This is a genomic window from Olsenella sp. HMSC062G07 (assembly GCF_001811895.1).
GTDB lineage: Bacteria > Actinomycetota > Coriobacteriia > Coriobacteriales > Atopobiaceae > Olsenella_F > Olsenella_F massiliensis.
Genome location: NZ_KV806951.1, coordinates 787,876 through 812,042 on the forward strand (window position 1 = coordinate 787,876; position 24,167 = coordinate 812,042).

Here is a 24,167-nt window from a genome sequence, read left to right on the forward strand (position 1 = left end):
TCGAGAGGGGGACTGGTGCGCTTTGCATCCGTCGTGCCGGACATCCCGGCGCGCGCCGTCAGTCGTTGCTTTGACTATCTCGTTCCCGACGAGCTTGCGCAAGCCTGCGTCGTGGGATGCACGGTGCTCGTGAGCCTCTCGCACCGCGACGTCATCGGCTACGTGCTCGCCGTGTCGGACGAGCCTCCCGCGCTCGTTGACGCCGGCCGACTCCTGCCCGTGCGCCGGGTGCTGGCCGACGCCGCCTTTGACGAGGTCGCGGCGCGACTGGCTCGGTGGGTGAGCGATGAGTACGCCTGCCCGCTCGCGGACGCCGTGAGGCCGCTGCTCGCCCCGGGACAGACCATGACCATGCGTCGCGTGGGCGAGGGGCAGCCGTGGCAGCTCGTCGTCCAGAGGAGCGGTCCCGTTGACGAGCGTTGGGTCTCGCTCACTCCCGCCGGTCGCGACTTTGTTCCCGCCCCTCGCGCCAGCAGGCAGCGGCGCCTCATAGAGGCCCTCGCGGACGGGGCGGTGCGCATGGCGGAGCTTGCCGCCATGCTGCCCGGCTGCTCCGCCGCCGTGCGAGCCCTCGCGCGGCGTGGCGTCGTGACCGTCGAGGAGCACCGACGCCTGCGGGGGACGCAGCGCACCGAGCTCTCCTCGGCGTGTGCCCGACGCCCCGAGGCGCTTACCGAAGGACAGCGCGAGGCCCTCGCGGTCATCGAGCGCGCGCGGGTGCGTGGGCGCGGCGACGTCGTGCTCGTCGACGGCGTCACGGGATCGGGCAAGACGGAGGTCTACCTTGCCGCCATCGAGGCCGCGCGCGCCCAGGGGAAAGGAGCCATCGTGCTCGTCCCCGAGATCTCCCTGACGGCGCAGACCGTGGGGAGGTTTCGCTCGCGCTTTGGCGATGACGTTGCCGTCCTGCACTCGCGCCTCTCGGCCGGCGAGCGCTTTGACCAGTGGGACCTCGTGCGTCGCGGGCTGGCGCACGTGGTCGTGGGCGCCCGCTCCGCCCTCTTCGCCCCCCTCGCCGACCTGGGGCTCATCGTCATCGACGAGGAGCACGAGGCCTCCTACAAGCAGGACAGCTCCCCGCGCTACCATGCGCGCGAGGTGGCGGCGCGCCTGGCTTTCGAGCGCGGGTGCGCTCTCGTCCTGGGGTCGGCCACGCCCTCGCTCGAAAGCCTGGCGCGCTGCGCGGCGGGCTCGTGGGGAGGCGCCCTCTGGACGCGCGTCGTCATGACGGAGCGCCCGGGCTCCTCGCGGCTGCCCCGCATCCGCGTCGTTGACATGGAGGGCCAGTTTGCCCGCGGCGGCGCCTCGGTCATCTCGGAACCGTTGCGCGACGCGCTCCAGGAGGTCGTCAGTCGCGGCGAGAAGGCCGTCATGCTTCTCAACCGTCGCGGCTTCGCGAGCTTCCTCATGTGCCGCGCCTGCGGCGCGGTTCCCGAGTGCCCGCACTGCTCCCAGGCCCTCACCTACCATGAGCGGACGCATGAGCTCGTCTGTCACAGCTGCGGCGGAAGCTGGCCCGTGCGCGCCTACCCGGACCCCTCCACCTGCTGTCCCAACTGCGGCAGCAGATACCTTGGCGCCTACGGCGTGGGGACGCAGCGGGTGGAGGACGAGCTGGTGTCGTTGCTTCCCCCCACGGTCAAGGTCATTCGCATGGACGGCGACACCACGCGCGGCAAGGGCGCGCACCAGAGGCTGCTCGAGGAGTTTGACGCCGCGCCCTGCGCCGTCCTGCTGGGCACGCAGATGATCGCCAAGGGGCTCGACTTCCCGTCGGTCACGCTGGTGGGCGTCATCAACGCCGACACGACGCTCAAGCTTCCCGACTTTCGCGCGGCTGAGCTTAGCTACGACCTGCTCGAGCAGGTGGCGGGGCGGGCGGGTCGCGGCGAGGCCGCGGGCCAGGTCATCATCCAGACCTACTGGGCGGGGCATCCCGCCATCCAGGCCGTCCTGCGACATGATCGCGACGTCTTCCTCGTGCCGGAGCTCAAGGACCGCAAGGCGGGCCGCTACCCACCGTATGGCAGGCTCTCCAACGTCACGTTCTGGGGCCTGGACGCACGCGCGGTCAGGGCGGCCGCCGACCTCGTCGCGGCCAGGGTGCGCGAGCGCGTCGGCGACGAGGACGGCTGGGAGCTGCTCGGCCCCGCAGACTGCCTCAAGGCGCGCGTCAAGGACCGCGTCAGGCGGCACTTTCTGCTCAAGTCGCCCATGGACGCGCCGGTGGGAAGGCTGCTCTCACGCCTCGTCACGGATGCCAGGCTGCCAAAGGGCGTGAGCGTGTCGGTGGACGTTGACGCCTACGACCTCATGTGACCCCGGCGTGTCGGAACCGGCGGCAACGACGTCTTGCGCATTGGGTAGTACTATGGACAGGAATGACACGACACCACATCATGGGACCAGCCGCCCGTCAAGGCCTGGTCCCAGGTGAGAGGAGCCCCCATGGCAGGACTCAACGACATCGTCTGCGCGCCGGACGAGCGCCTTTCGACCGCGTGCGCCCCCGTCGAGACCATTGACGACGCGACGCGGGCGCTTGCCGGGCGCATGCTCGAGGACATGTACGTCGCCGACGGCTGCGGCCTCGCCGCCCCCCAGATCGGCGAGCTCGTGCAGATGATCGTCATCGACGTGGACTACGCCGACGGGCCAAGGAACCCCTACGTGCTGGTGAACCCGCGCATCATCGTCGCCGACGGTCCCGAGCGCACCACGAGCGAGGGCTGCCTGTCGTTCCCGGGCATCAGCGTCGGCGTCACCCGTCCCAGCCACGTGGTGGTCGAGGCGACCAACCTCGACGGGGAGCTCATGCGCTACGAGGCCCAGGACAACCTTCTGGCCGTCTGCCTGCAGCACGAGATAGACCACCTGCGCGGCGTCACGATGGTCGATCACCTGAGCCCCCTGCGGCGCGTGAACGCTCTGCGCGCATATCAGGAGGCGCTCGCCGCCGGCGCCCGCCCGGGCGAGACCGCCGTCGAATAGGAGGGGCGACATGCGCGTCGTCTTCATGGGCACGCCCGACTTCGCCGTGCCGTCCCTTGACGTTCTGGCTGACGGTCACGAGCTGCCGCTCGTGGTCACGCGGCCCGACGCCGTGCGCGGTCGCGGCAGGACGCTCGCCCCCTCGCCGGTGAAGGCGGCGGCCCTGCGGCGGGGCATTCCCGTCGTCGAGGCCCGTCGCGTCACGCCCGACCTCGTCCAGGCCGTCAGGGACGCGCGGCCCGACCTCGTCGCCGTCGCGGCCTTTGGCGCCATACTCCCCGACGAGCTGCTCGCCCTGCCCCCGCGAGGCTGCGTCAACGTCCATGCCTCGCTTCTCCCGCGCTGGCGCGGCGCGGCGCCCATCCAGCGCGCCCTGATGGCCGGTGACGAGCGCGTGGGCGTGTCCATCATGCGCCTTGTGCACGACCTCGACGCGGGCGCCTACTGTCGGCAGGCCCCGCTGCCCGTGGGCGACCTCGGTGCTGCCGAGCTCACGCGTCGCCTGGGCGAGCTGGGGGCCCGGGAGCTGGCAGGCGCCCTCGATGACCTCGCCGCCGGCACGATCGACTGGGTCGAGCAGGACGAGGCGCTCGTGACCTTCGCGCCCAAGGTCGAGAAGGCGGAGATGCTCCTGTTGCCCGCATATCCCGCCCGGCGGAACCTCTCGCTGGTACGTGCCTCGCTCGACGCCGCTCCCGCCCGCTGCCGCATCGCCGGCCAGGGCGTCAGGGTGCTTGCCGCGCGTCCGTGCGCGGCCGCGGACGCCCCCCTCGCCGCCGGCGACGTCGTCGTCTCCAAGGGGCGGCTCCTCGTGGGCTGCGCCGACGGGGCGCTGGAGCTCTTGCGGGTCAAGCCTGACGGCCGGTGCGAGATGGACGCCGCCGCCTGGGCGCGCGGCCTCAGGAACGACCTGTCCTGGGATGCCTGCTAGCATGGCGCGCCTCTCGGACGCCCGCCGCGTGGCGCTCTCGCTCGTGGTCGAGCGCCGCCTGCGTGGCGCGCGCATGCGGGAGCTCATGCGCGGCTCCGCCGCCCTGGACGCGCTGGGGCCTCGCGACCGCGCCTTCGCCACCCGCCTCACCTTTGGCGCCGTCCTGGCCGAGGGGCTCGTGAGACGCCTCATCGAGGCCAGGCGACGACCGGGCGTGCGCCTGCGTGCGCGCGTGCGCGACGCCCTGAGCGTGAGCGCCTTCGAGCTTCTATACCTCTCGACGCCGACGGACGTCTGCGTGAGCCAGGGCACGGAGCTCGCACGCCGGGCGGACCCTCATGCCGCCGACGTGGCGCACGCCCTTCTCAGGGCCCTTGCCTCCCATGACCTGCCCGTCATCGAGGCGGCTCGCGGGCGGGTGGCTGTGGGCGGCAATGACGAGGGGGACCTCGCCCTCGTCGCCGCGGTCCCGCCGGTCCTGGTGCGCGAGCTCGTCGCCTCCCGGGGGAGGCCCTTCGCGCGGGAGCTCCTCGTGTCCCTGTCCGAGCCCGCTCCCGTCTACGTGGCGGCAAATCACCTCGTCCAGGGCGATGACGAGGCGGCCCGGCTGCTGGACGCGGCCGGTCTCGACCCGCGCCCGGTAGGGATGGGCGGGTCATTCGCGCTCGGCAGACCTGCGGGCCTCGCGCGCTCGGGCCTCGTGGACGACGGGCGCGTCGTGCCCGCAGACCTCTCGTCGCAGCTCGTCGCCGCCGCGGCCGCGCCCGCGCCGGGAGAGTCCCTCCTGGAGGTGGGCCAGGGGAGGGCCACCAAGACGCTGCTCATGGAATCCTGCGTGCACTCCCGCGGGGGCCTCGCCCGCATCCACGCAATCGACGCGTCACCCTTCAAGGTTGACCTCGCCCGCGGGCGCCTTGGGCGCCTCGGTCTTGGGGAACGCGTGAGCTGTCAGGTCCTTGACGGGAGGAAGGTTGCGGAAGGAGGCCTCGCGTTTGCTCCCGAGGGCGGCTTTGACGCGGCCTTCGTCGACGCCCCCTGCACGGGCGTGGGAACCCTGCGCCGCCACCCCGAGGCTGTGTGGTCGTTGGCGGACGATGCGCTGGGGGAGGCCCTGCGCTCGCTGGGTGCGCTTCAGACCGACCTGCTGCGCGCCGCGGCGACTAGGGTCAGGCGCGGGGGCACCCTCGTCTTCGCGACCTGCTCGCCCCTGCGGCACGAGGACGAGGACGTCATCAGGGCCTTCCTCGCATCGCCGGAGGGCGGGGACTTTTCCGTTCGGGACGTCCTTGAGTCGGCGGGGCTGGCGGCCCTCGGACCCCGCGCCGTGACCCTCGCGCGTGACCTGGCGGGGCCCACCGACCTCGAGGGATGCCTCTGCGTTCGTCAGCGGCTGGGCGGGCCCGACGCGCACTTCTGCGCGCGGCTCGTGCGCGGGACATAGGCTGGCCCCCGCGTCGGGACGTGCGTGAGCCGCCCTCGTCGGCGCATGTCGCCTACGGGGCCGCAGCCCGTGGTGGGGGAGGGATGCTACCATAAGGAAGGCACATTCCCCCTGGAACGGAGAACCATGCGCATCGAGACGGCCATTTTTGACCTGGACGGTACCATCGTGGACTCCATGGGCGCCTGGCGCGCCGAGACGATCAGCGTCCTTGCCGATCAGGGCGTCGAGAACCCCGACGAGATCTTCGACATCCTCGAGCCCGAGCCCCTCGAGAACCTGTGCCGAATCGTCCACGACAGCTATGGCGCCCCCGCTGCCCCCGAGGCCCTCGAGAAGACGCTCAAGGCCCGCATGCGCGAGGCGTACGCCCACACGATCAGGGCCTATCCCGGCTGCAGGTCGTTTCTGGAGGAGCTTCGCGGCGCGGGCGTGCGCCTGTGCGTCGCCTCGGCGTCGCCCCTGGACATGGTCGAGCTGTCTCTCAGGGCCAACGACCTCGACGGCCTCTTCGAGTTTGTCCTGAGCGCGTCGGAGGTGGGAAAGGGCAAGGAGGAGCCCGACGTCTACCTCGAGGCTCACAGGAGGCTGGGCGGCCGTCGCGCGACGTGCTGGGTCTTCGAGGACTCCCCGGTGGGCATCAGGACGGCACGTAGGGCGGGGTTCCCCACGGTCTGCGTGTATGACGTGCAAGGGCACCGTCCCCTTGACGGCTGCCGGGGCGTCGCGGACATCTTCTCCCACGGCTACGTCGAGCTGTCCCTGGCGCTCATCCGTGACTTCGAGCGCCCCCGTGGGGGGACCTCGGGCGTCCTGGACGTCCTCGTGATCGACGGGTCCTCGCGTCCCAGCACGGCGGAGCTGGTCAGCGCCCTCGCGCGCGAGGCGCAGCACGTGATCGCGGCCGACCGGGGGGCCTGCTACGCCCGGGCGGCCGGTGTCGTGCCCGACGTCTTCTGCGGGGACGCGGACTCGATCGACGACGAGACGCGGGCCTGGGTGCTGGGACGGGCGGGCACCGTCGTCACCTTCCCGGCCGAGAAGTACGCGACGGACCTCTCATGCGCCATCGACTGTGCCGCGCATGAGGCGGCGCGTCGGGAAAAGGACCTGAGGCTCACCGTCACCTGCGCCTCGGGGGGAAGGGCGGACCATGCGCTGGCCGTGCTGGGGCTGCTCGCCTCCCACGCTCGCGCCAGGGCGCGCCTCGTGGAGGACGACCTGGAGTGCCGCATCCTCTCGCCGCAGGGCAGCCCCTGCTGGGAGCTCGGAGACGCCGCCGTGGGACGCACCCTCAGCGTCATCGCGCTGGCCCCGGGCAGCTGCGTGTCAGAGAAGGGCCTGCGGTGGGAGCTTGACCGGCGCGAGCTGCCGCTTCTGGGCGACGAGGGCGTGTCCAACGTGGTCGAGGCGGCCACGGCGCGCGTCAGCTGCCATGCGGGCGTCGTGGCGGCGTTCCTGCTGCGCTGATGCCCCCGCGCAGCGCCCTGCCGATGCGCGCATGACGTCGCCCCATGGAAGTCGCCCCATGAAAAAGGGACCCCGCAGGGTCCCCTGGCGATGCGACGGGCACGCAGGCGCTAGGCCTGGGCGGCGCTGCGGGCGACGTTACCCTTCTTGAGGCAGCGGGTGCACACGTTCTTCTTGACGGCGCGACCGTTCTCAAAGACCGTGACGCGCTGGATGTTGGGCTTGAACGTACGATTGACGGTGCGGTGTGAGTGGCTCACCGAGCGACCAGCAACAGCGTGCTTACCGCAGATATCACAAACCTTCGACATGATGCGACCTCCAAAGGGCAGCGCGCGGCACGTTCATGCGCACCCGCAATTTCCAAAGCCGAAACACTATACCACAGCAAACGTGCCCCACAAGTGCGAAGTCACGCCGTTATGGTGGTTTTATATCGTCAAGGTCCCACCTCCTGCCCACGCTGGCCCCTGCGGCGACGTGCCCGAGGCCCCGGGGCGCCAGCGGGGTTGTCGGGCCAACGGCGCGCCGAACTACGCTAGTATGGTCTCGTTTATGCTTTGACGTTCCCTTGTCGGGCGAGAGGAGTAACCATGGCTCAGGCAGTACCCGGAGGCCTCAAGGTATCCAACGACTGCATAGCGGACCTTGCGGGCTACGCCGCCCTCGAGTGCTATGGCGTGACAGGCATGGCCGCCACCGACGAGCAGGAGGGTGTGGTGCGCCTGCTGCCCACCTACCGTCTGCGCCGCGGCGTCGGCGTCTCCACCCGGGAGGGCACCGTCGTCATCGACCTTCACGTCATCGTCGAGCAGGGCGTCAACATGGCCTCCGTGTCCGCCAACCTCACGAGCGCCGTCAAGTTCCTGCTTCAGCAGATAGCGGAGCTCAATGACGTTGACGTCCGCATCCACGTCGAGGGCATGCGCACCTCCAGGTAGCCCCGACCACGTCTAACCCCTCACAGGAACCGAGGTTCTCGAGACTATGATCGCCAACACCGTTCGCAGCTGCTTCCCCCGTGCCGCCCAGGTCGTTGCAGACAAGGCAGACGAGATCAACAAGCTCAACGTCTTTCCCGTCCCCGACGGCGACACGGGCACCAACATGTCCCTGACGCTGGGCACGGTCGTCAACGAGATCGAGGGGCTCCCGGCGGGCGCCTCGATGGACGACATCGCCCGGGCGATCACCCACGGCTCGCTCATGGGGGCGCGCGGCAACTCCGGCGTCATCACGAGCCAGATCCTCCGGGGCGTCGCCGAGGGGCTGGCGGGTGCCAAGGGTCCCGACGCCACGACGGCGGACGTCGCCTCTGCCCTGCGCAACGGCGTGAAGGTGGCCTTCAAGGCCGTGCGCAAGCCGGTCGAGGGCACGATCCTGACCGTCCTCAAGGACGTGTCGGCCAAGGCGGACCAGCTCGAGAGGGCCAAGGTCCCGCTCGGCGAGGCCCTCGACGCACTTGTGGCCGCAGCTTACGAGTCGGTCGCGCGCACGCCCGACCTGCTTCCCGTCCTCAAGGAGAACGGCGTCGTCGACTCCGGCGCCTTCGGCCTGGCCACCTTCATCGAGGGCTTCGTCAACGCCTATGAGGGCAACTCCGGCGCGCTCACCGACTTCAAGACGACCCTTGACACCGCAGGCGCCAAGGGTCACGTGTCCGCCGCCGTTGACATCGAGATCAACGACGACTGGGAGGGCTCCGAGTACCGGTACTGCACGGAGTTCCTCTTCCATGCGGACAGCGCGCAGTTCGACGAGGACGCCTGCCTCAGGTACTTCTCGACCATGGGCGACTGCGAGCTGCTCGTGGGCACCAACCCCGACTACAAGTGCCACGTCCACACCAACCGCCCCGACCGCGTCCTGCGCCACATGCTCCATCGCGGGCAGGTCTTTAACGTGTTCGTCCACAACATGGACCTCGAGGCCGCCGAGCGCACCGACGCCATCCGCGAGGACAGGCAGGCTGCGGGCGTGCCAGACGACGCCCCCCGCAAGGGGCTCGGCTTCGTCGCGGTCGCGGCGGGCTCCGGGCAGCAGGAGATCCTCAGCTCGCTCGGCGTGGACGTCGTCGTCTCGGGCGGGCAGACCATGAACCCCTCGACGGCGGACATCCTTGCCGCCATCGAGCGCGCGCATGCGGAGCGCGTCATCGTGCTGCCTGACAACGGCAACATCCGCATGGCAGCCGAGGCGGCGGCCTCGGCCTGCGAGAGCGCGCAAGTCGCCGTCGTCCCCACCAAGACCGTGCTCCAGGCCTTCTCGGCCATGTTCGCCGCCAACCCTGACGCCGACCTCGCGTCCAACGTCGAGGCCATGAGCGAGGCCGCGGCCAACGTCAGGGACGGCGAGGTGACCACTGCGGTGCGCGACTCCGCCGCCGCGGACGGCTCGCCCATCCACACGGGCGACGTCATGGGCATCTGCGGCGGCTCCATCGACGTCGTCGGCTCCGACGTCGAGCAGGTCACCCTTGACCTCATCGGCAGGATGCAGGCGGAGGAGGAGGGCGACACCCTCACCATCCTTGCCGGCAGCGACCTGGACGATGAGCGCTTCGCGCATCTGCTCGCCGCCGTCGGGGCGGCCCATCCCGACCTCGAGATCGACTCCCACCGCGGCGAACAGCCGCTTTACCCGGTCGTCTTCTCCCTCGAATAGGGGACGTGCGTCGTGCCGACGAGGGCGGCGGGGCTCTCCATCGCGGGGGTGGGACGGCGCCTTGACGAGACCGCGCTGCTGGACGCGCCCGTCTCGCGCCTGCGCTACGTGTCCGGCGCCCGGCGCGAGGCGCTCGTGCGCATGGGCGTCCGTTGCGTGCACGACCTGCTGTTGCACGTGCCCCATCGCTACCTTGACTTCACGCGGGTGACCACCGTCGAGGGGTCGGTCGTGGGGCAGGACGCGACCATCTTCGCCACCGTGGACGAGGTGACCATCAAGCGTCCCCGGCCCAGGCTCACCATCGTCGAGCTCTTCCTCGTCGATCCCACGGGCGTCCTGCGCGCGAGCTTCTTTGGCCAGCCCTGGCTTGCCGAGCAGTTCAAGGTGGGCGACCTTCTCGCGCTGTCGGGCAGTGTGGGGTTCTCCTTCGGCTTCAAGCAGATGACGTCCCCCTTCGTCGAGAAGGTGGAGGAGGGGCGCGACCAGGCCTCGCTGCTGCGCGTGCTGCCGGTTCACCCCGCCAGCGAGGGGCTGTCCGCCAACTGGCTGCGTCGCATCATGTCGGCCGCGCTCGCGGACGCGGGAGACCAGGTGGACTTCCTGCCCGCGAGCCTCTGCGCCCGGCACGGACTCATGGGCCTTGGCAGGGCGCTGCGCGAGACGCACTTTCCCCGCTCCCTCGCCACGGCCCGCCAGGCGCATCGCCGCCTTGCGTTTGACGAGCTCCTCTGCCTGCAGCTCACGCTCAGGACGAGGCAGGCCCTCGAGCAGCGGGGCGTGAGGGCCACGCGGCACGACGTCAACGGGCCTCATCTGCGGGCGCTGCGCGCGGCGCTGCCCTTTGCCCTCACGCCCGAGCAAGAGACCGCCGTCGCCGACATCCTGGGCGACATGGCGTCCGGTCAGCCCATGAACCGGCTCCTGCTGGGCGACGTGGGCACCGGCAAGACCGTCGTCGCGGCGCTCGCCCTGGCCGCGGCGCGCGACACGCGCTCCCAGGCGGCGATGATGGCTCCCACCTCGGTCCTCGCGCGCCAGTACGCCGAGAAGGTCGGCCCCCTCCTTGACGCCGCCGGCGTGAGCTGGACGCTCATAACGGGCTCGACGCCTGCCGCCGAGCGCGCCGACGCCGAGGAGAGGGTCGCGCGGGGAGAGACCTGCGTGGTCTTTGGCACCACGGCGCTCATCTCTGACGCGCTGACCTTCTGCCGCCTGACCCTCGTCGTCATCGACGAGCAGCATCGCTTCGGCGTCAACCAGCGCGTCGCCCTCAGGCGCAAGGGGGCCGCCGCCGACCTGCTGGCCATGACGGCGACGCCCATCCCGCGCACCCTCGCCCTGTCGCTTTACGGCGATCTCGACTGCTCGCGCATCGCCACGCGCCCCCGCGCCGGTGCGGGCGTCACCACCCATGGCATCGCGCCCGAGAGCCTCGACGTGGCCTGGGGCGCCGTCCGCGAGGCCTGCGACGCGGGCAGGCAGGCGTACGTCATCTGCCCTCTGGTGGACGAGGCCGACGACGGCTCCGAGCTCGACGACGTCCCCGCGTCCCAGCGCTCCGCGGCGCGTCAGGTCCATGCCGCCACCACGACCGCCAGAGACCTCGCGCGCGGCGCCTTGCGCGGCCTGTCGGTGGGGCTCCTTCACGGGCGCATGGACGCCGCGCAGAAGGAGCGCGCCATGGAGGAGTTCCGGTCCGGTCGCATCGCCGTGCTCGTCTCGACGACGGTGGTCGAGGTGGGCGTCGACGTGCCCGGCGCCACCGTCATGGTCGTCCTCGACGCCGACCGGTTTGGTCTGGCCACCCTTCACCAGCTGCGCGGCCGGGTGGGGAGGGGGGAGACCCCCGGCGTCGCCTACCTCTGCTGCGCCGCCCGGAAGGGCTCGCCGGCGCGTCGGCGCCTTGCCGCGCTCGAGGGGAGCTCCGACGGCTTCGAGCTCGCCGAGCTCGACCTCAGGCTGCGTCACGAGGGCGAGGTGCTGGGGTATCGTCAGTCGGGCGGCGTCTCGCTGCGCATCGCCGACCTGGCGGGCGACGCGGACCTCGTGGCTGCGGCGCACGAGGACGCCCGCGTCATCGCCGCTGAGGACCCCGCCCTCCAGGACGCGCTTCACGCGCCGCTCGCCCTGGAGGCGCACCGGCGCTTCGGGGCCTACTTTGGGGAGGTCGAGCGCGCATGGGAAGGATGAGGATCGTAGGCGGCAGCTGGCGCGGGCGAGCCCTCGAGGCCCCCGAGGGGCGCGCAACCAGACCCACGACGGACCGCCTGCGCGAGTCGCTCGCCTCGATGGTCCTGGCAGCCTTCGACCTTGACCTGTCGGACGTGCGGGTGCTCGACGCGTTTGCCGGGTCGGGCGCCCTGGGGCTCGAGCTCCTCTCGCGGGGGGCGGCATGCTGCACCTTCGTGGAACGCGACCGCCGGGTGGCGCAGGTCGTCCGACGCAACTGCCGCGAGCTGGGCGCCGGGAGCCGGGCGAGGCTCGTCGTCGGCGACGTCTTTGCCGCGGCGGCGCGCGGGCCCCTGCCGGGGGCTCCCTTTTCGCTGGTGGTCCTTGACCCCCCGTACGCGCTCGCCGCCGAGCGCGTCGCCACGCTCGTCTCTGACCTGCGCGACGCCTCATCCCTGAGCGCCGGGGCCCTGGTACTCTACGAACGGGGCAAGGACGCCGCCGGGCTCGCCCTGCCGGGGCTCACGGTCGTCAAACACAGGGAGCGGGGCATCACGGCCGTCACGCTCCTCGAGATGGGGGATGCGCATGCGTAAGATCATCGAGCACGTCGTCGTGCCGGGAACCTTCGACCCGGTCACCTTAGGCCACCTTGACGTCATCGCGCGCACGAGGAACATGTTTCCCAAGGTGACCGTCGCCGTCGCGGCGTCAGTCTCCAAGAACGGCACCGGCACCATCTTCTCCCTGGACGAGCGGGTCCAGCTCGTCAGCGCGTCGCTGCGGGAGCTGGGCCTCGACGACGGCGTGGACGTGCTGCCCTTCTCGGGCCTGCTCATGGACCTCTGCCGCGAGCTGGGCGCCGGGGCGGTCGTCAAGGGGCTCAGGGCCATGACCGACTTCGAGTACGAGCTGGGCCAGGCCGACCTCAACTATCACCTGGCGCCCGAGGTCGAGTCCATCTTCGTCATGGGCAGCCCCACCTATGGCTACATCTCGTCGTCCATCGTGCGCGAGCTCGCCTCCATGGGCGGCGACATCTCGTTCTTGGTCACGGACTGCGTCAAGTCCCGGCTCAAGGAGCACGCGAGGCCCTAGCCTCGTTTGCCGTCTGTGGCGGCCAGCCTCGGCGACGTTTGCCGGGACATGCGCTCGGGCGGGCTTTCAGCCCTTTTTACGTGCGCGTGGACGCGCACCCGCGTGCGCCCGACATCAATCTGCTACGATGTGAGAGCTACGCTTGTGCTGGAACTTCGTGTCGGCGCATGAGGTCGATCGCAATTCGAAAGGAGCCCGCATGCAGCCGGGTGAGGAAATCGAGAGCTTAGTTGATGAGCTCGAGCAGATCGTGAGCGAGGGCAAGGTCCCCTTCGGCGGCGGCGGTCAGAAGAGGATCGTCGACGCCCAGGAGGTATACGAGATCCTCGACGAGATCAGGCGTGTGTTCCCTCAGGAGTTCGCCGACGCCCGACGCATCGTCAAGGAGGAGGGCGAGACCCTCGACCGCGCCCAGCAGCAGGCGGATGCCATCATTGCCGACGCCCAGCAGCAGGCCATGATCCTGGCGGGCGACCAGGAGGTCGTCCGCATCGCCCAGCAGCAGGCCGATGACATCCGGGACCAGGCCTCCCAGTACGAGCGCGACACCCGCTACAACGCCGAGGAGTATGCCGACACCGTGCTGGCCCACCTCGAGGACAACCTCAAGTCCCTGACGAGCTCGGTCGGGCGCGTGCGCCAGACGCTCGACGAGAACTCCGGTCCGCGCAACCAGACGAACAACGTCCCTTGGTAGAGGCCATGGAGCAGGTTCGGGCCGTCATCGACGAGCGCCTTGAGAACCCCGGCGACTCCCTCAGGGTCGCCGGCCATCTTGACGAAGACGGCTACCGTCTTGGGAGCCATGACTTTGCCCTGCCTGCGGGCCTTAGCTATGACCTCATGCTTACCAACGCCGGGGACGGGATCCTCGCCACGGGTATCGTGAGCGCCCGCGTCACGGGCAGCTGCGACCGCTGCCTTGGGCCCGCCGCCTTTGACGTGGCGGGGGAGCTCGACGAGTACTACCTGTTCCGTGAGCCCGAGGAGGGCGCGGAGACTGACGAGGAGGACTTCTCGCTCGTCGGTGACGACCACACGGTCGACCTGACCGAGGCCGTCCGGAGCGCCCTGCTCATGGACACGCCCTATATCGTCCTGTGCGACGAGGACTGCAAGGGCCTGTGCCCCGTCTGCGGCGCCAACCTCAACGAGGGGGACTGCGGGCACGCCGAGCTCGCCCTGCGACGCGAGGAGCGCGAGCGTCTGGACGCGAGCCCCTTCTCGGCGCTCAGGAGGCTCAGGCCCGAGGAGGGCGGCGGGGAGTCGTCGGACGCCTAGGCCCCATATGCGCGCCCTATGTGTTTTGACGCCGTGCGCGTCCTGCTTGCGAGGACGTCACGGAGGTGCTATAGTCCCAATTCGTATGTTTGCAGGAACGACCGTCTGCGCGTTTCGGGCGTGAGAGGCTTAAAAGAGAGGTTCAACATGGCAGTACCTAAGCAGAAGAAGGGCCGCGGCGCCACGCACACCCGCCGTTCGGCCAACAGCAAGCTCGCCGCGTCGGCACGCTCCCTGTGCCCCCAGTGCGGCGCCCCTAAGCTTCCGCACCACGTGTGCCCCAGCTGCGGCTATTACAAGGACCGCGAGGTCGTTGTCACCGAGTAGACAGCAGGTAGCGACTGACGGCCAGGAAGGCCGGCCCCAGGGGGTCGGCCTTCCTTCGTCTTGGGACATGAAGCGACCCTTGCGAAGGAGGGGCCATGTGCACGGTCTGCGTTGACGCCATGGGAGGCGACGAGACGCCCGAGGTGGTGCTGCGGGGCGTCGAGGCGGCGCTCGCACAGGACGAGACAATCCGCGTCCTCGTCGCGGGAGACGAGGAGGTCGTCGTACCGTTCTGCGCCCGTCACGAGCGGGCGCGCGCCCTCGTGACGACCCAGGTCATTGGCATGGGCGAGCATCCTGCGGACGCCGTGCGCGCCAAGCGCGACTCGTCCATCGTCCGCGGCCTCGCCAGCGTGGGCGCCCATGAGGCGGACGCCTTCTTCTCCGCCGGCTCGACCGGTGCCGTCTTCGCGGCGGCCACCCTGGGCGTCGGCCGCATCCGCGGCGTCAGGCGCCCCTGCATCGCGGCGACGATCCCCGGCAGTTCCGGCAGGCCCACGGTCTTCTTGGACATGGGCGCCAACGCCGACGCCCGCCCCGAGATGCTCGTGCAGTTTGCCCAGATGGGACGTGCCTATGCCACGGTGGTCGTCGGCGCGGCCGCGCCGCGCGTGGCCTTGCTGTCAAACGGGAGCGAAAAGGCGAAGGGCTCCCAGGCGGCCCTGGCGGCGCACGCCGCCCTGGCGGAGGCGGGAAGGGGATGGTTCTGCGGCAACTGCGAGGGCACCGACTTGCTGGCGGGGACCTTCGACGTCATCGTCACGGACGGCTTCACGGGCAACGTCGCCCTCAAGGCCATCGAGGGCTGCGCCAGGTTCATCCTCGGGGAGCTCAAGGGCGCCGTCCATGACTCCCGGCGCGCCGCCCTGGGGGCGCTGCTGCTCAAGCCCGCGCTTCGCGGCGTGGCGGCGGGTCTGTCGGGCGACGAGCTCGGCGGTGCCCTGCTTCTGGGCGTCAAGGCGCCCGTGCTCATAGGCCACGGCGCCACGTCCGCCGACGCCGTCAAGAACGGCACCCTCGCGTGTGCCCGCCTCGTGCGCACGCGGCTCGTGGACAAGATCGGGCATGAGATCTCCCCGGGCAGCTAGGCAACGCGCCTCAGGGTACAATTGTGCGGGCGGCACGCGCCGTTCGCACCCGTCGCAAGTCATTGGAGGCACGCATGGACCATGACGCCATTCTTGACAAGGTCATCGAGCTCACCGCCGAGCAGCTCGAGCTCGACCCGACGTCGCTGGGGGAGCGCAGCGAGTTCAAGGCGCTGGGGGCGGACTCCTTCGACCTCCTCGAGCTCGTGTCGGCGTTCGAGGACGAGTTTGCCGCGACGTTGGACGACGAGGGCCTTCAGTCCATCGTGACCATCGCTGACGCCGTCGCAGCCATCGAAGCGGCACGAGCCTGAGGGGCCGCATGGTGGGACTTCAGGAGCATGTCCGCGCCGTCGAGGAAATCGTCGGACACGCCTTTGGCGACAAGCAGCTCATCACCGCCGCGCTGACCCATCCCTCCGCGGTGGAGGGGCGACCCGTGTCGGCGTCCTATGAGCGCCTCGAGTTCCTGGGCGACTCCGTCCTGGGGGCCCTGGTCGCCACGGACCTCTTCGAGCGCTTCCCCGGGATGGACGAGGGGGAGCTCACCAACCTCAAGATCTCGCTCGTGTCGGGCAAGACCCTCAGCGAGGTCGCCGACGCCCTGGGCATCGCGGAGCACATCGTCTTCGGCGACTCGGAGAGGGGCACCGGCGCCCGCGGGCTCCATTCCGCCCTCGAGAACGTCTACGAGTCGATCGTCGGGGCGCTGTACCTCGACGCCGGCTATGAGGCGACCCACGAGTTCGTGAGGCGCACCCTGGGCCCCCATGTCTCGCCCGAGCTCGCCGAGAGGCCCGTCTCGCCCAAGTCGCGACTTCAGGAAGTGACCCAGCGCGACTACCACTGCGGCCCCGAGTACAAGCTCGTGAGCGAGAAGGGGCCGGCACACAGGCCCACGTTCACGAGCGTCGTGCTGGTGGGGGGCATCCGCACGGGACGCGGCAGCGGCGCCAGCAAGAAGGCGGCCGAGTCGGCGGCGGCGCTTGACGCCCTGGAGCGGCTGGGCGCAGCCCATGGCTCGCTCGCGCGCGTCGCGGATGAGACGCACGACGACGAGCGCCTTGAGCGCGACGAGACGTAGGAAGGTCGAGACGCGTGTATCTCAAGTCCCTCACCCTCAAGGGCTTCAAGTCCTTTGCCGACCGGACGCAGCTGTCGTTCGACCCGGGCCTCACCGTCGTCGTCGGGCCCAACGGGTCGGGCAAGTCCAACATATCCGACGCCATCCTCTGGGTCCTGGGCGAGCAGAGCGCCAAGACGCTGCGCGGCCAGGCCATGGAGGACGTCATCTTCTCGGGCTCATCCGGCAGGCCGGCGGTGGGCCTCGCGGAGGTCACGCTCACCCTCGACAACGAGGACCACACCCTGCCCATCGACTTCGCCGAGATCGCGATCACGCGTCGGATGTACCGCTCGGGGGAGTCCGAGTACCTCATCAACGGCGCCTCGTGCCGCCTGAGGGACATCACGGACATCCTCCACGACTCGGGCCTGGGCAAGGACACCCACTCCATCATCAGCCAGGGCAAGCTCGACGCCATCCTCGCCAGCCGGCCGGAGGAGCGTCGCTCGCTCATCGAGGAGGCCGCGGGCATCTCCAAGCATCGCCGGCGCAAGGAGCGCGCCGAGCGCAAGCTCGCGTCCATGCAGGACAACCTGACGCGGGCCAAGGACATCCAGCGGGAGGTCACGCGGCAGCTCAGGCCGCTCGAGCGCCAGGTTGACAAGGCGCGCCGCCACCGCGAGCTCGCCGACGAGCTCTCGCGCCTCTCATGCGTGCTGGCCGTGGACGACCTGCGCGCCCTCAGGGAGGGCTACGCCCGCCTCGAGGGAAAGGAGCGGGAGGCCGACGCCGCCGTCGAGCTGGCCCAGTGGCGCCTTGACGCCAAGACGAAGGACCTCGAGAAGTACCAGTCGCTTCTCGAGCAGAAGGGCATCTTCGTCGGCGACCTGGGCGAGCAGCGTCGCCGCATGCAGAGCGTCCTGGGCCGCATGGAGTCCGACATGAGGCTGCTCGAGGAGAAGGGCAAGAACATGGTCGCGCGCGTCTCGCAGCTGCGCGCGAGCCTCTCCTCCCTCGAGCGCGGCCAGGCGCAGACCGCCCAGGAGCGCCGGCGGGTGTCGGGCGAGCTTGCCGACGCCCGTCGTGAGGAGGGAGAGCTCGACGTCGTGCTCAAGGGGCTCGGTCCCGAGGCGTCCGCCGCAGGCGAGCGCCGCCGCTCGCTGGGCGCCCGGCTTGCCCGCATGACGGCTGACCAGCGCGACTGCCAGCGCGAGGCCGACAAGGGGCTGCTCGCCTACGCGAAGCTCAGGGACCAGATCGACAACGCCGAGGTCGAGGACGACCTGTTCCGCAGCCGTCTCGCGCAGATCGAGGACTCGCTCGCCACGACGCAGGCGGCGCTCGACGATTGCAGGTCGCGCGGCGAGCGTCTCGAGGGCGAGCTCGATTGCGCCCGCGAGCGCTCCCAGGAGGCGCGGCTCGCCACGGCGACGCTCGGGAAGGAGCTTGGGCAGGCGCGCGAGCGCGAGGCGTCCTACAGGGACCGGCTCGCGAGCGCCCGAGCGACGCATTCGGCGCTCAAGGCCCTCGACGAGCGCGCCGAGAACGCCAACCAGCTCGTCGCCGCCCTCGCCCACGAGGAGCGGGCGCGCATCATGGCGCGCGTCGGCGACCTCGTGGAGGCTCCGAGCGAGCTTGAGGGCATCGTCGAGCTGCTGCTGGGCGACGACCTCGCCGCCCTCGTGACGCGCGACGCCGACGACGTCAGGGCCCTGACGAGCCGAGGCCTCTCGGTGGGTGACAAGGGCCGCGCGACCATGGTGTTCCCGACGTCCGACGCGCAGGTTCCATCCGAGGACGCGCCCGGCTTCTCCCTGCTCTCGCGCCTGCGCCTGCGCGCGGATGCCGGCGACGTCCCCGCGCGCCTTTTGGGCCGAGTGCGCATCGTCGAGAGCCTGGACGAGGCGCTTCGGGCCCATGAGGCGCATCCCACGCTCTGCTTCGCGACCAGGGAGGGCGTCATCGTCAGACCGGACGGTAGGACGAGCGTGGGTGCCCCCGCCGACCTCGACCAGGGGGCCCTCGAGCGCAAGCGACGCATCAGGCGCGGCGCCGAGGAGCTCGCGCGCCTCGAGCGCGACCACAGGCAGGCCGGCGACGCCCTCGCCGACATAGAGCGCCGACTCGGCGAGGCGCGAGAGCGTGACGACGCCGCCCGCGGAGAGGTCGCGCGCCTCGCCGGCGAGCTCAAGTCCCTCTCGTCCGAGCAGGGACGCCTCGAGGCGGAGCTGCGCAAGTCCCAGTCCGAGCAGGCGCAGGTCATCACGAGCCGCGAGGCGGCGCGTGCGCGCTGCGCGACGGCGCGCGAGGAGGTCAGGCGTCACAAGGAGGAGGCCGACGCGGCGCAGGCGCACGTGAGGGAGCTCGACGCGCAGATCCGGGAACTCACCGAGCGTCGGTCGGAGGCCTCGCGCGAGGAGCGCGAGCTGTCCGAGAGGCTGGCGTCCGCCAAGCTCCGACATGCCACGGTCAAGGAGCGCGCAAGCCATCTGGACGCCCTCGAGAGGCAGCTTGGGCGCACGGCCGCCGACAGCGAGCGGCGCCGCGCCCAGGCCCTCTCGGCGGCTTCCTCGCTTGACGTGGTCCTTCTGAGGGTAGAGCCCCTGCACGCCCGCTACGACGCCGTCCACGAGCGTGCCCTCGCCTGGGCGGCTCGTCTCAAGGACCGCGCCTCGCTGGCCGAGGCGGACTCCGACTCGCTCAAGCGGACCATCGGCGACGCCCGCGCCGCGGTCAGCGAGGCCGCCGCCGCCCTCGAGGTCGCCCAGGCGCAGCTCTCGGACGTCAAGGTGAGCAAGGGCAAGCTCGAGATCCAGGTGGAGAACGCCCTCTCGCGCATCAGGGAGGGGGGCTGGGTGCTCGAGGAGGCCCTCTCGCTGCCCGCGCCGGACGATCGTGCGGCCGTCGAGCGACGCGTTGAGGGGCTTCGTCGCGACATCGAGGGCATCGGGCCCGTCAACGAGGTCGCCATGGACGAGTACGCCCGGCTCAGGCGGCGCGTGGACTACATAGCCGAGCAGGTCGAGGACCTCGAGCGGGCACGCCAGGCGCTGCGCAAGATCACGTCCGCCATCGAGCGCAAGATGCGCCGGCAGTTCGTCGTCGTCTTTGACAGGGTCAACGCCAACTTCGCCGAGATCTTCTCCCTGCTGTTCTCGGGCGGCACGGCCCGCCTTGAGCTCGTGGACCCCGAGCGCCTGGACGAGACGGGCATCGAGATCGTCGCCCAGCCGCGCGGCAAGAAGATCCAGAAGATGACGCTCATGAGCGGCGGAGAGAAGTCCCTCACCGCCCTGGCGCTGCTCTTTGCCGTCTATCGTGCGCGCACGGTGCCCTTCTACGTGTTTGACGAGGTGGAGGCGGCGCTCGACGACGCCAACCTCTCGAAGCTGCTGGACGCCGTCGATCGTCTCAAGGAGACGACGCAGCTCATCGTGATCTCGCATCAGCGCAGGACGATGGAGCAGGCTGACGTGTTGTATGGTGTGTCCATGCGCGCCGACGGCGTGAGTCACGTCGTCAGCCAGCGTCTGGACAAGCAAAGCGGAAAGGTGGTCGATGCCTGATGGGGCTGGCCGACCGACTGAGAAGGGGCCTCTCGCGCTCCCGTGAGGCGCTCTCCGAGATATTCTACATGGGCGGCGAGGTGGACGAGGGGTTCTGGGAGGACCTTGAGGACCGCCTCGTCATGGCTGACATGGGCGGCGAGGTCGCGCTGCAGGTCGCCGACGACCTTCGGGAGGAGGCCGCGCGCGCGAACCTGAGGACTGCGCCGCAGCTTCGCCGCGCCCTCGTCGAGCGCCTCGCCCGCTGCTTTCCCGAGGCCGAGCGCGACCCCTTTGACGACGTGCCCTCCTGCGTGCTCTTCGTGGGCATCAACGGGGCCGGCAAGACCACGACGGTCGGCAAGCTCGCCGGCGTCGCCGCCTCGCGGCGTCAGTCCTGCCTCATCGGCGGTGCCGACACCTTTCGCGCCGCCGCCATCGAGCAGCTGCAGGTGTGGGGCCAGCGCGCCGGCGTCGAAGTCGTCACGCGCGAGCGTGGCGCCGACCCCGCGAGCGTCTGCTTTGACGTGTGCGAACGCGCGGAGCGCGACGGGGCCGAGCTCGTGCTCATTGACACCGCCGGGCGCCTGCACACGAGCTCGGATCTGATGCGCGAGCTCGCCAAGGTGGTCAACGTCACGCGCCGTCGCTCCAGCCTGCCCGTCTCTGTGGTGCTGGTGGTGGATGCGACCACAGGCCAGAACGGTCTCAACCAGTCAAGGGAGTTCAACGACGCCCTCGAACTTGACGGGATCATCCTGACGAAGCTTGACGGTACGGCCAAGGGCGGCATCGCCGTCCGCATCGCCCACGACCTGTCCCTCCCCATCTTTCGCGTGGGCGTCGGGGAGACCATCGACGACCTCCAGCCGTTTGACGCGCATGCGTTCTGCCAGGCGCTCGTGGGCGGCGACGAAGGGAGATAGCGCATGTTTGACAGCCTTTCCGACCGACTCCAGGAAACCTTTGACGGCCTCAGGGGCAAGGGGCGTCTCACCGAGGACGACATCAGCAAGGCCATGCGCGAGATCCGCATGGCACTGCTCGAGGCGGACGTCAACTACCGCGTCGTCAAGGAGTTCGTCGCCAGCTGCAAGGAGCGCTGCCTCGAGGCGGACGTGCTGGGGTCCCTCACGCCGGCGCAGAACGTGGTCATGGTCGTTCTCGACCAGCTGACGGAGCTGCTCGGCTCGACCGAGTCGCGTCTGGTCCTCGCCCAGAACCGCACGCCCAACGTCATCATGCTCGTGGGCCTGCAGGGCTCGGGCAAGACGACGGCGGCGGCCAAGCTCGCCTTCCTCCTCAAGTCCCAGGGCAAGAACCCCCTGCTCGCCGCCTGCGACACGCATCGGCCCGCGGCGGCGGACCAGCTCGAGACCCTGGGCGGCGAGATCGGCGTGCGCGTGTTTCGCGGCGACGGCAAGGATGCCGTGCAGGTGGCCAAGGGCGCCGTCAGGGAGGCCGTCGCGCGTCTCAACGACGTCGTCATCGTGGACACCGCCGGCCGCCTCCAGATCGACGAGGAGATGATGGCCGAGGCGGTGGACATCAAGGGCGCGGTGAGGCCCGACCAGATCCTCATGGTCGTCGACGCCATGACCGGCCAGGACATCGTCAACGTCGTCTCGGAGTTCGCCCGCCGCGTCGACTTTGACGGCGTCATCATGTCAAAGCTCGACGGCGACGCCCGCGGCGGCGGCGCGCTCAGCGTGCGCGAGGTCACGGGCAAGCCCATCAAGTTCGTGTCCATGGGGGAGAAGCCCAGCTCGCTTGAGGTGTTTCATCCCGACCGCATGGCCAAGCGCATCCTGGGGATGGGTGACGTCTACGGCATCATCGAGCAGGCCCAGAAGGTGGCGGGCGAGCAGGAGGCCGCCGACGCCGAGCGCATGCTCGCGCAGGGCTTCACGATGAACGACTATCTCGCGCAGCTCCAACAGATCCGCAAGATGGGCGGCCTCAAGAAGATGATCGGCATGCTGCCGGGCGGCGAGCGCATGATGCGGCAGGCAGGTGGCGCCGCGGGGCTCGACGAGCGGCAGCTCACCGACGTCGAGGCCATCATCCGCTCCATGTCACGAGAGGAGCGCCTCAAGCCCAAGACCATCAACGGCCAGCGGCGCAGACGCATAGCCGCGGGCTCCGGCCACAGCGTCCAGGAGGTCAACCAGGTCCTGCGGCAGTGGGGCGAGATGAACAAGATGATGGGCAAGATGCGCCAGATGATGGGCGGCGGGTCGAGGAAGTCCCTGCGCCAGATGCGCGGCATGATGCGCAACATGGGCATGGGCGACCTCGGTGCGCCCGGCGGCCGACTGCCCTTCTAGGAGCCTGGCCTTGCGGGCCTAGCCCGCGGTCATGGCGTGTGCCGCCCTCAGTCGTGGACGACCACGACATCACCGACGCGCGTGAGCTCATAGAGTCGCTGGGCGGCCGCAGAAGGCAGGTTGATGCAGCCATGGCTGCCCCGTGACCGGTAGATGGTCCCCCCAAACGAGCCGCGCCATCCCGCGTCATGAAAGGCAACCAGGTTGCCGACGAAGGGCATCCAGTAGGTCACATGGCTGATGTAGTCAGGCTTGTTGTCCCCGTCGAGATCGAGGCCACGCAGGGTCTGGTTGGTCCCGCGGTACGAGTTCATGGCGTAGACGCCGGTCGCCGTGTTGAAGCCCTTGGTCGAGTCGCCAGTGACGATGTCTGACTCCCAGGCAAGGTTGCCGTCGTCGTCATACATGCGCGCGTGCTGCTCGGACAGGTCCACGTCGACGTAGCGCCTGGGCCAGTCGGCGCCGCCGGGGTTGTACCTGCCCGCCGAGGACGAGAAGGGAATCTCCACGGTGGCGGCGCTGCCGGCCGTGATGTTGGCCGCGATGGTCTGGGCCAGCGCGGCGCCGTTGACGACCCAGCCGTAGGTGCCGCCCTCGACAGTCACGGACTTTCCGTAGGGCGTGGTGTAGCGGCGCGTCGCGCCGACGGTGTCCGTCGCGGCGGAGAAGTCGCCCCGAGCCCAGTCCGTGACGGCCCCCTCATCGACGACGGGGGTCAGGTCGTCGTCGAGCCGCACCCAGTCGGCGATCTGGGCGGCCGCGACCGTGGCGACGGTCGTGCCGTTGACGGTGAGGGTCTGCGTGGCGGCGAGCATCGCGTTGGCCCGGTCGCGGGCGTCTGCCAGCGCGGGGTCCGTGGAGAGGACCGTGGGCGCCAGGAGGCTGTCGGGACCCAGCTCGAGCGTGCGTGCCGACGTCGAGAGCGCCTCTTTCACCTTGTCGAGGACGATGGCGTCGTCAAGCGCGGTGCCCGTTCTCTCGGGCACGATCTCAAAGGAGGAGCCGTCCTCGTCATAGCTGACGGTCGCGTTCGTGGGCTGGGTGGCGTCCCGGTTGGCGTCGTCGACGACGCCCTGGACGACCGAGGCGAGCCTGCCCTCGTCATAGACGGGCGAGAAGTCAACGCTAAGGGCGTTGCCCGTTGCCATAAGCAGCGGCCAGCTCCAGGCCGTGGAGCTAAGGGACGACTCGGCCAGGGTGTCGGCGTACCGATAGCTCAGACCGACGTCCTCCGCCGAGATCGAGCAGGAGACGCCCTGGCCCGAGACGGACAGCTCATAGCCGCCCGACGCCCTCTTGTAGCCCTCGGCAACCTCCGCGGGGGTCCTGAGCGAGACGTCGTCGCCGTTGATGGTGGTGCCTGGGACGTAGCGTCGCGAGAAGACTGCGACGCCGACGAGGTAGATGACGGCGACGACGCCGAGCAGGGCCGCCGCGGCCCTGAGCGCGAGCCTGACGCGGCCGGACGTGCCGGAGCCGTCCGGCGACGCCCCGGCCGGCGCCGGACGGGGGGCGTCGGGCAACGGCGCGCAGGTCACGGTGGGGGACAGCGCCGCCTGCGCGCCCGCGGTGACGTCGGGGTCGGTCGGCTCGTCCCTTTTGGCCCGCGCCGCCGCGCCCCTCTCGCCCCGCGGCGCCGCGTGCTTGCCCCGGGGCGCGTCATTCGCCTCGTCGCGCACGTCCCTGCCGCCCTCGTCGCTCGTGCTGTCGCTCACTCGACACTTCCTTATCCGTCGCGCCCCGAGGGCGCATCGTCCATCCAACGT

At 70.2% G+C, this 24,167-nt stretch carries 21 protein-coding genes; 19 read left to right on the forward strand and 2 right to left on the reverse strand.

What is annotated here, in order from left to right; all coding sequences use genetic code 11:
• Nucleotides 1-15: 15 nt before the first annotated feature.
• From priA to HMPREF2826_RS06700, 5 genes are all read left to right on the forward strand, one after another.
• Entirely contained in the window at nucleotides 16-2,319 is a 2,304-nt protein-coding gene (gene priA, locus HMPREF2826_RS06680; RefSeq protein ID WP_070640409.1) for a replication restart helicase PriA, read from the forward strand.
• 129 nt (nucleotides 2,320-2,448) lie between these two features.
• Entirely contained in the window at nucleotides 2,449-2,991 is a 543-nt protein-coding gene (def, locus tag HMPREF2826_RS06685) for a peptide deformylase (protein ID WP_070640411.1), read from the forward strand.
• Between the two features lie 10 nt (nucleotides 2,992-3,001).
• Nucleotides 3,002-3,922 carry a methionyl-tRNA formyltransferase gene (fmt, locus tag HMPREF2826_RS06690; RefSeq protein ID WP_070640414.1) on the forward strand — a complete coding sequence of 307 codons (921 nt, stop codon included), beginning with the start codon at nucleotides 3,002-3,004 and terminating at the stop codon, nucleotides 3,920-3,922.
• A complete protein-coding gene (locus tag HMPREF2826_RS06695; protein ID WP_083307319.1) occupies nucleotides 3,912-5,363 on the forward strand; it encodes a transcription antitermination factor NusB in 1,452 nt (483 codons plus the stop codon). The genes fmt and HMPREF2826_RS06695 overlap by 11 nt, the downstream gene beginning before the upstream one ends.
• A gap of 126 nt (nucleotides 5,364-5,489) precedes the next feature.
• The gene (locus HMPREF2826_RS06700; RefSeq protein ID WP_070640418.1) at nucleotides 5,490-6,833 is read left to right on the forward strand and encodes a thiamine diphosphokinase; all 1,344 of its coding nucleotides are present in this window, start codon (nucleotides 5,490-5,492) and stop codon (nucleotides 6,831-6,833) included.
• 110 nt (nucleotides 6,834-6,943) lie between these two features.
• Here HMPREF2826_RS06700 and rpmB read toward each other — a convergent pair whose 3' ends face one another.
• The gene (gene rpmB / locus HMPREF2826_RS06705) at nucleotides 6,944-7,144 is read right to left on the reverse strand and encodes a 50S ribosomal protein L28 (protein WP_058270481.1); all 201 of its coding nucleotides are present in this window, start codon (nucleotides 7,142-7,144) and stop codon (nucleotides 6,944-6,946) included.
• Nucleotides 7,145-7,426: 282 nt separating this feature from the next.
• On the opposite strand from rpmB, the gene HMPREF2826_RS06710 reads away from it, so the two are divergent.
• From HMPREF2826_RS06710 to ffh, 14 genes are all read left to right on the forward strand, one after another.
• Nucleotides 7,427-7,774, forward strand: a complete 348-nt coding sequence (locus tag HMPREF2826_RS06710) for an Asp23/Gls24 family envelope stress response protein (RefSeq protein WP_070640420.1) — start codon at nucleotides 7,427-7,429, stop codon at nucleotides 7,772-7,774.
• Nucleotides 7,775-7,820: 46 nt separating this feature from the next.
• Nucleotides 7,821-9,497 carry a DAK2 domain-containing protein gene (locus HMPREF2826_RS06715; protein WP_070640422.1) on the forward strand — a complete coding sequence of 559 codons (1,677 nt, stop codon included), beginning with the start codon at nucleotides 7,821-7,823 and terminating at the stop codon, nucleotides 9,495-9,497.
• A gap of 12 nt (nucleotides 9,498-9,509) precedes the next feature.
• Nucleotides 9,510-11,690, forward strand: a complete 2,181-nt coding sequence (locus HMPREF2826_RS06720) for an ATP-dependent DNA helicase RecG (protein WP_070640424.1) — start codon at nucleotides 9,510-9,512, stop codon at nucleotides 11,688-11,690.
• On the forward strand, nucleotides 11,678-12,265 hold the full coding sequence (gene rsmD / locus HMPREF2826_RS06725) for a 16S rRNA (guanine(966)-N(2))-methyltransferase RsmD (RefSeq protein WP_246824708.1): 588 nt from the start codon (nucleotides 11,678-11,680) through the stop codon (nucleotides 12,263-12,265). Before HMPREF2826_RS06720 ends, rsmD begins: the two co-directional genes overlap by 13 nt.
• Complete coding sequence (gene coaD / locus HMPREF2826_RS06730) at nucleotides 12,258-12,767, forward strand: pantetheine-phosphate adenylyltransferase (RefSeq protein WP_058270476.1); 510 nt, start codon at nucleotides 12,258-12,260, stop codon at nucleotides 12,765-12,767. Before rsmD ends, coaD begins: the two co-directional genes overlap by 8 nt.
• Before the next feature lie 199 nt (nucleotides 12,768-12,966).
• Entirely contained in the window at nucleotides 12,967-13,464 is a 498-nt protein-coding gene (locus tag HMPREF2826_RS06735; RefSeq protein WP_058270475.1) for a hypothetical protein, read from the forward strand.
• 5 nt (nucleotides 13,465-13,469) lie between these two features.
• On the forward strand, nucleotides 13,470-14,048 hold the full coding sequence (locus tag HMPREF2826_RS06740; protein ID WP_070640425.1) for a YceD family protein: 579 nt from the start codon (nucleotides 13,470-13,472) through the stop codon (nucleotides 14,046-14,048).
• A 147-nt stretch (nucleotides 14,049-14,195) separates the two neighbouring features.
• Nucleotides 14,196-14,375, forward strand: coding sequence for a 50S ribosomal protein L32 (rpmF, locus tag HMPREF2826_RS06745; protein ID WP_070640427.1), 180 nt, complete (start codon nucleotides 14,196-14,198; stop codon nucleotides 14,373-14,375).
• 95 nt (nucleotides 14,376-14,470) lie between these two features.
• Nucleotides 14,471-15,463, forward strand: coding sequence for a phosphate acyltransferase PlsX (plsX, locus tag HMPREF2826_RS06750; RefSeq protein WP_070640429.1), 993 nt, complete (start codon nucleotides 14,471-14,473; stop codon nucleotides 15,461-15,463).
• Between the two features lie 74 nt (nucleotides 15,464-15,537).
• Nucleotides 15,538-15,777: a phosphopantetheine-binding protein gene (locus HMPREF2826_RS06755; RefSeq protein WP_058270472.1), complete on the forward strand. Its 240-nt coding sequence runs from the start codon at nucleotides 15,538-15,540 to the stop codon at nucleotides 15,775-15,777.
• A gap of 8 nt (nucleotides 15,778-15,785) precedes the next feature.
• The gene (gene rnc, locus HMPREF2826_RS06760) at nucleotides 15,786-16,547 is read left to right on the forward strand and encodes a ribonuclease III (RefSeq protein WP_210388982.1); all 762 of its coding nucleotides are present in this window, start codon (nucleotides 15,786-15,788) and stop codon (nucleotides 16,545-16,547) included.
• Nucleotides 16,548-16,561: 14 nt separating this feature from the next.
• Nucleotides 16,562-20,095 carry a chromosome segregation protein SMC gene (smc, locus tag HMPREF2826_RS06765; RefSeq protein ID WP_070640431.1) on the forward strand — a complete coding sequence of 1,178 codons (3,534 nt, stop codon included), beginning with the start codon at nucleotides 16,562-16,564 and terminating at the stop codon, nucleotides 20,093-20,095.
• On the forward strand, nucleotides 20,095-21,000 hold the full coding sequence (gene ftsY / locus HMPREF2826_RS06770) for a signal recognition particle-docking protein FtsY (protein ID WP_070640434.1): 906 nt from the start codon (nucleotides 20,095-20,097) through the stop codon (nucleotides 20,998-21,000). The genes smc and ftsY overlap by 1 nt, the downstream gene beginning before the upstream one ends.
• 3 nt (nucleotides 21,001-21,003) lie before the next feature.
• Nucleotides 21,004-22,401 carry a signal recognition particle protein gene (gene ffh, locus HMPREF2826_RS06775; protein ID WP_070640436.1) on the forward strand — a complete coding sequence of 466 codons (1,398 nt, stop codon included), beginning with the start codon at nucleotides 21,004-21,006 and terminating at the stop codon, nucleotides 22,399-22,401.
• A 47-nt stretch (nucleotides 22,402-22,448) separates the two neighbouring features.
• Here the strand turns inward: ffh and HMPREF2826_RS06780 are convergent, their stop codons facing one another.
• Nucleotides 22,449-24,116, reverse strand: a complete 1,668-nt coding sequence (locus HMPREF2826_RS06780; protein ID WP_070640438.1) for a L,D-transpeptidase family protein — start codon at nucleotides 24,114-24,116, stop codon at nucleotides 22,449-22,451.
• Between the last annotated feature and the right edge of the window lie 51 nt (nucleotides 24,117-24,167).

Excerpts from the sequence above, each read along its gene's own strand:
- def (WP_070640411.1), top strand. The coding sequence starts at position 2,449 with ATGGCAGGACTCAACGACATCGTCTGCGCGCCGGACGAGCGCCTTTCG.
- fmt (WP_070640414.1), top strand. The coding sequence starts at position 3,002 with ATGCGCGTCGTCTTCATGGGCACGCCCGACTTCGCCGTGCCGTCCCTT.
- HMPREF2826_RS06695 (WP_083307319.1), top strand. The coding sequence starts at position 3,912 with ATGCCTGCTAGCATGGCGCGCCTCTCGGACGCCCGCCGCGTGGCGCTC.
- HMPREF2826_RS06700 (WP_070640418.1), top strand. The coding sequence starts at position 5,490 with ATGCGCATCGAGACGGCCATTTTTGACCTGGACGGTACCATCGTGGAC.
- rpmB (WP_058270481.1), bottom strand. The coding sequence starts at position 7,144 with ATGTCGAAGGTTTGTGATATCTGCGGTAAGCACGCTGTTGCTGGTCGC.
- HMPREF2826_RS06710 (WP_070640420.1), top strand. The coding sequence starts at position 7,427 with ATGGCTCAGGCAGTACCCGGAGGCCTCAAGGTATCCAACGACTGCATA.
- HMPREF2826_RS06715 (WP_070640422.1), top strand. The coding sequence starts at position 7,821 with ATGATCGCCAACACCGTTCGCAGCTGCTTCCCCCGTGCCGCCCAGGTC.
- rsmD (WP_246824708.1), top strand. The coding sequence starts at position 11,678 with ATGGGAAGGATGAGGATCGTAGGCGGCAGCTGGCGCGGGCGAGCCCTC.
- coaD (WP_058270476.1), top strand. The coding sequence starts at position 12,258 with ATGCGTAAGATCATCGAGCACGTCGTCGTGCCGGGAACCTTCGACCCG.
- HMPREF2826_RS06735 (WP_058270475.1), top strand. The coding sequence starts at position 12,967 with ATGCAGCCGGGTGAGGAAATCGAGAGCTTAGTTGATGAGCTCGAGCAG.
- HMPREF2826_RS06740 (WP_070640425.1), top strand. The coding sequence starts at position 13,470 with ATGGAGCAGGTTCGGGCCGTCATCGACGAGCGCCTTGAGAACCCCGGC.
- rpmF (WP_070640427.1), top strand. The coding sequence starts at position 14,196 with ATGGCAGTACCTAAGCAGAAGAAGGGCCGCGGCGCCACGCACACCCGC.
- plsX (WP_070640429.1), top strand. The coding sequence starts at position 14,471 with ATGTGCACGGTCTGCGTTGACGCCATGGGAGGCGACGAGACGCCCGAG.
- HMPREF2826_RS06755 (WP_058270472.1), top strand. The coding sequence starts at position 15,538 with ATGGACCATGACGCCATTCTTGACAAGGTCATCGAGCTCACCGCCGAG.
- rnc (WP_210388982.1), top strand. The coding sequence starts at position 15,786 with ATGGTGGGACTTCAGGAGCATGTCCGCGCCGTCGAGGAAATCGTCGGA.
- ftsY (WP_070640434.1), top strand. The coding sequence starts at position 20,095 with ATGGGGCTGGCCGACCGACTGAGAAGGGGCCTCTCGCGCTCCCGTGAG.
- ffh (WP_070640436.1), top strand. The coding sequence starts at position 21,004 with ATGTTTGACAGCCTTTCCGACCGACTCCAGGAAACCTTTGACGGCCTC.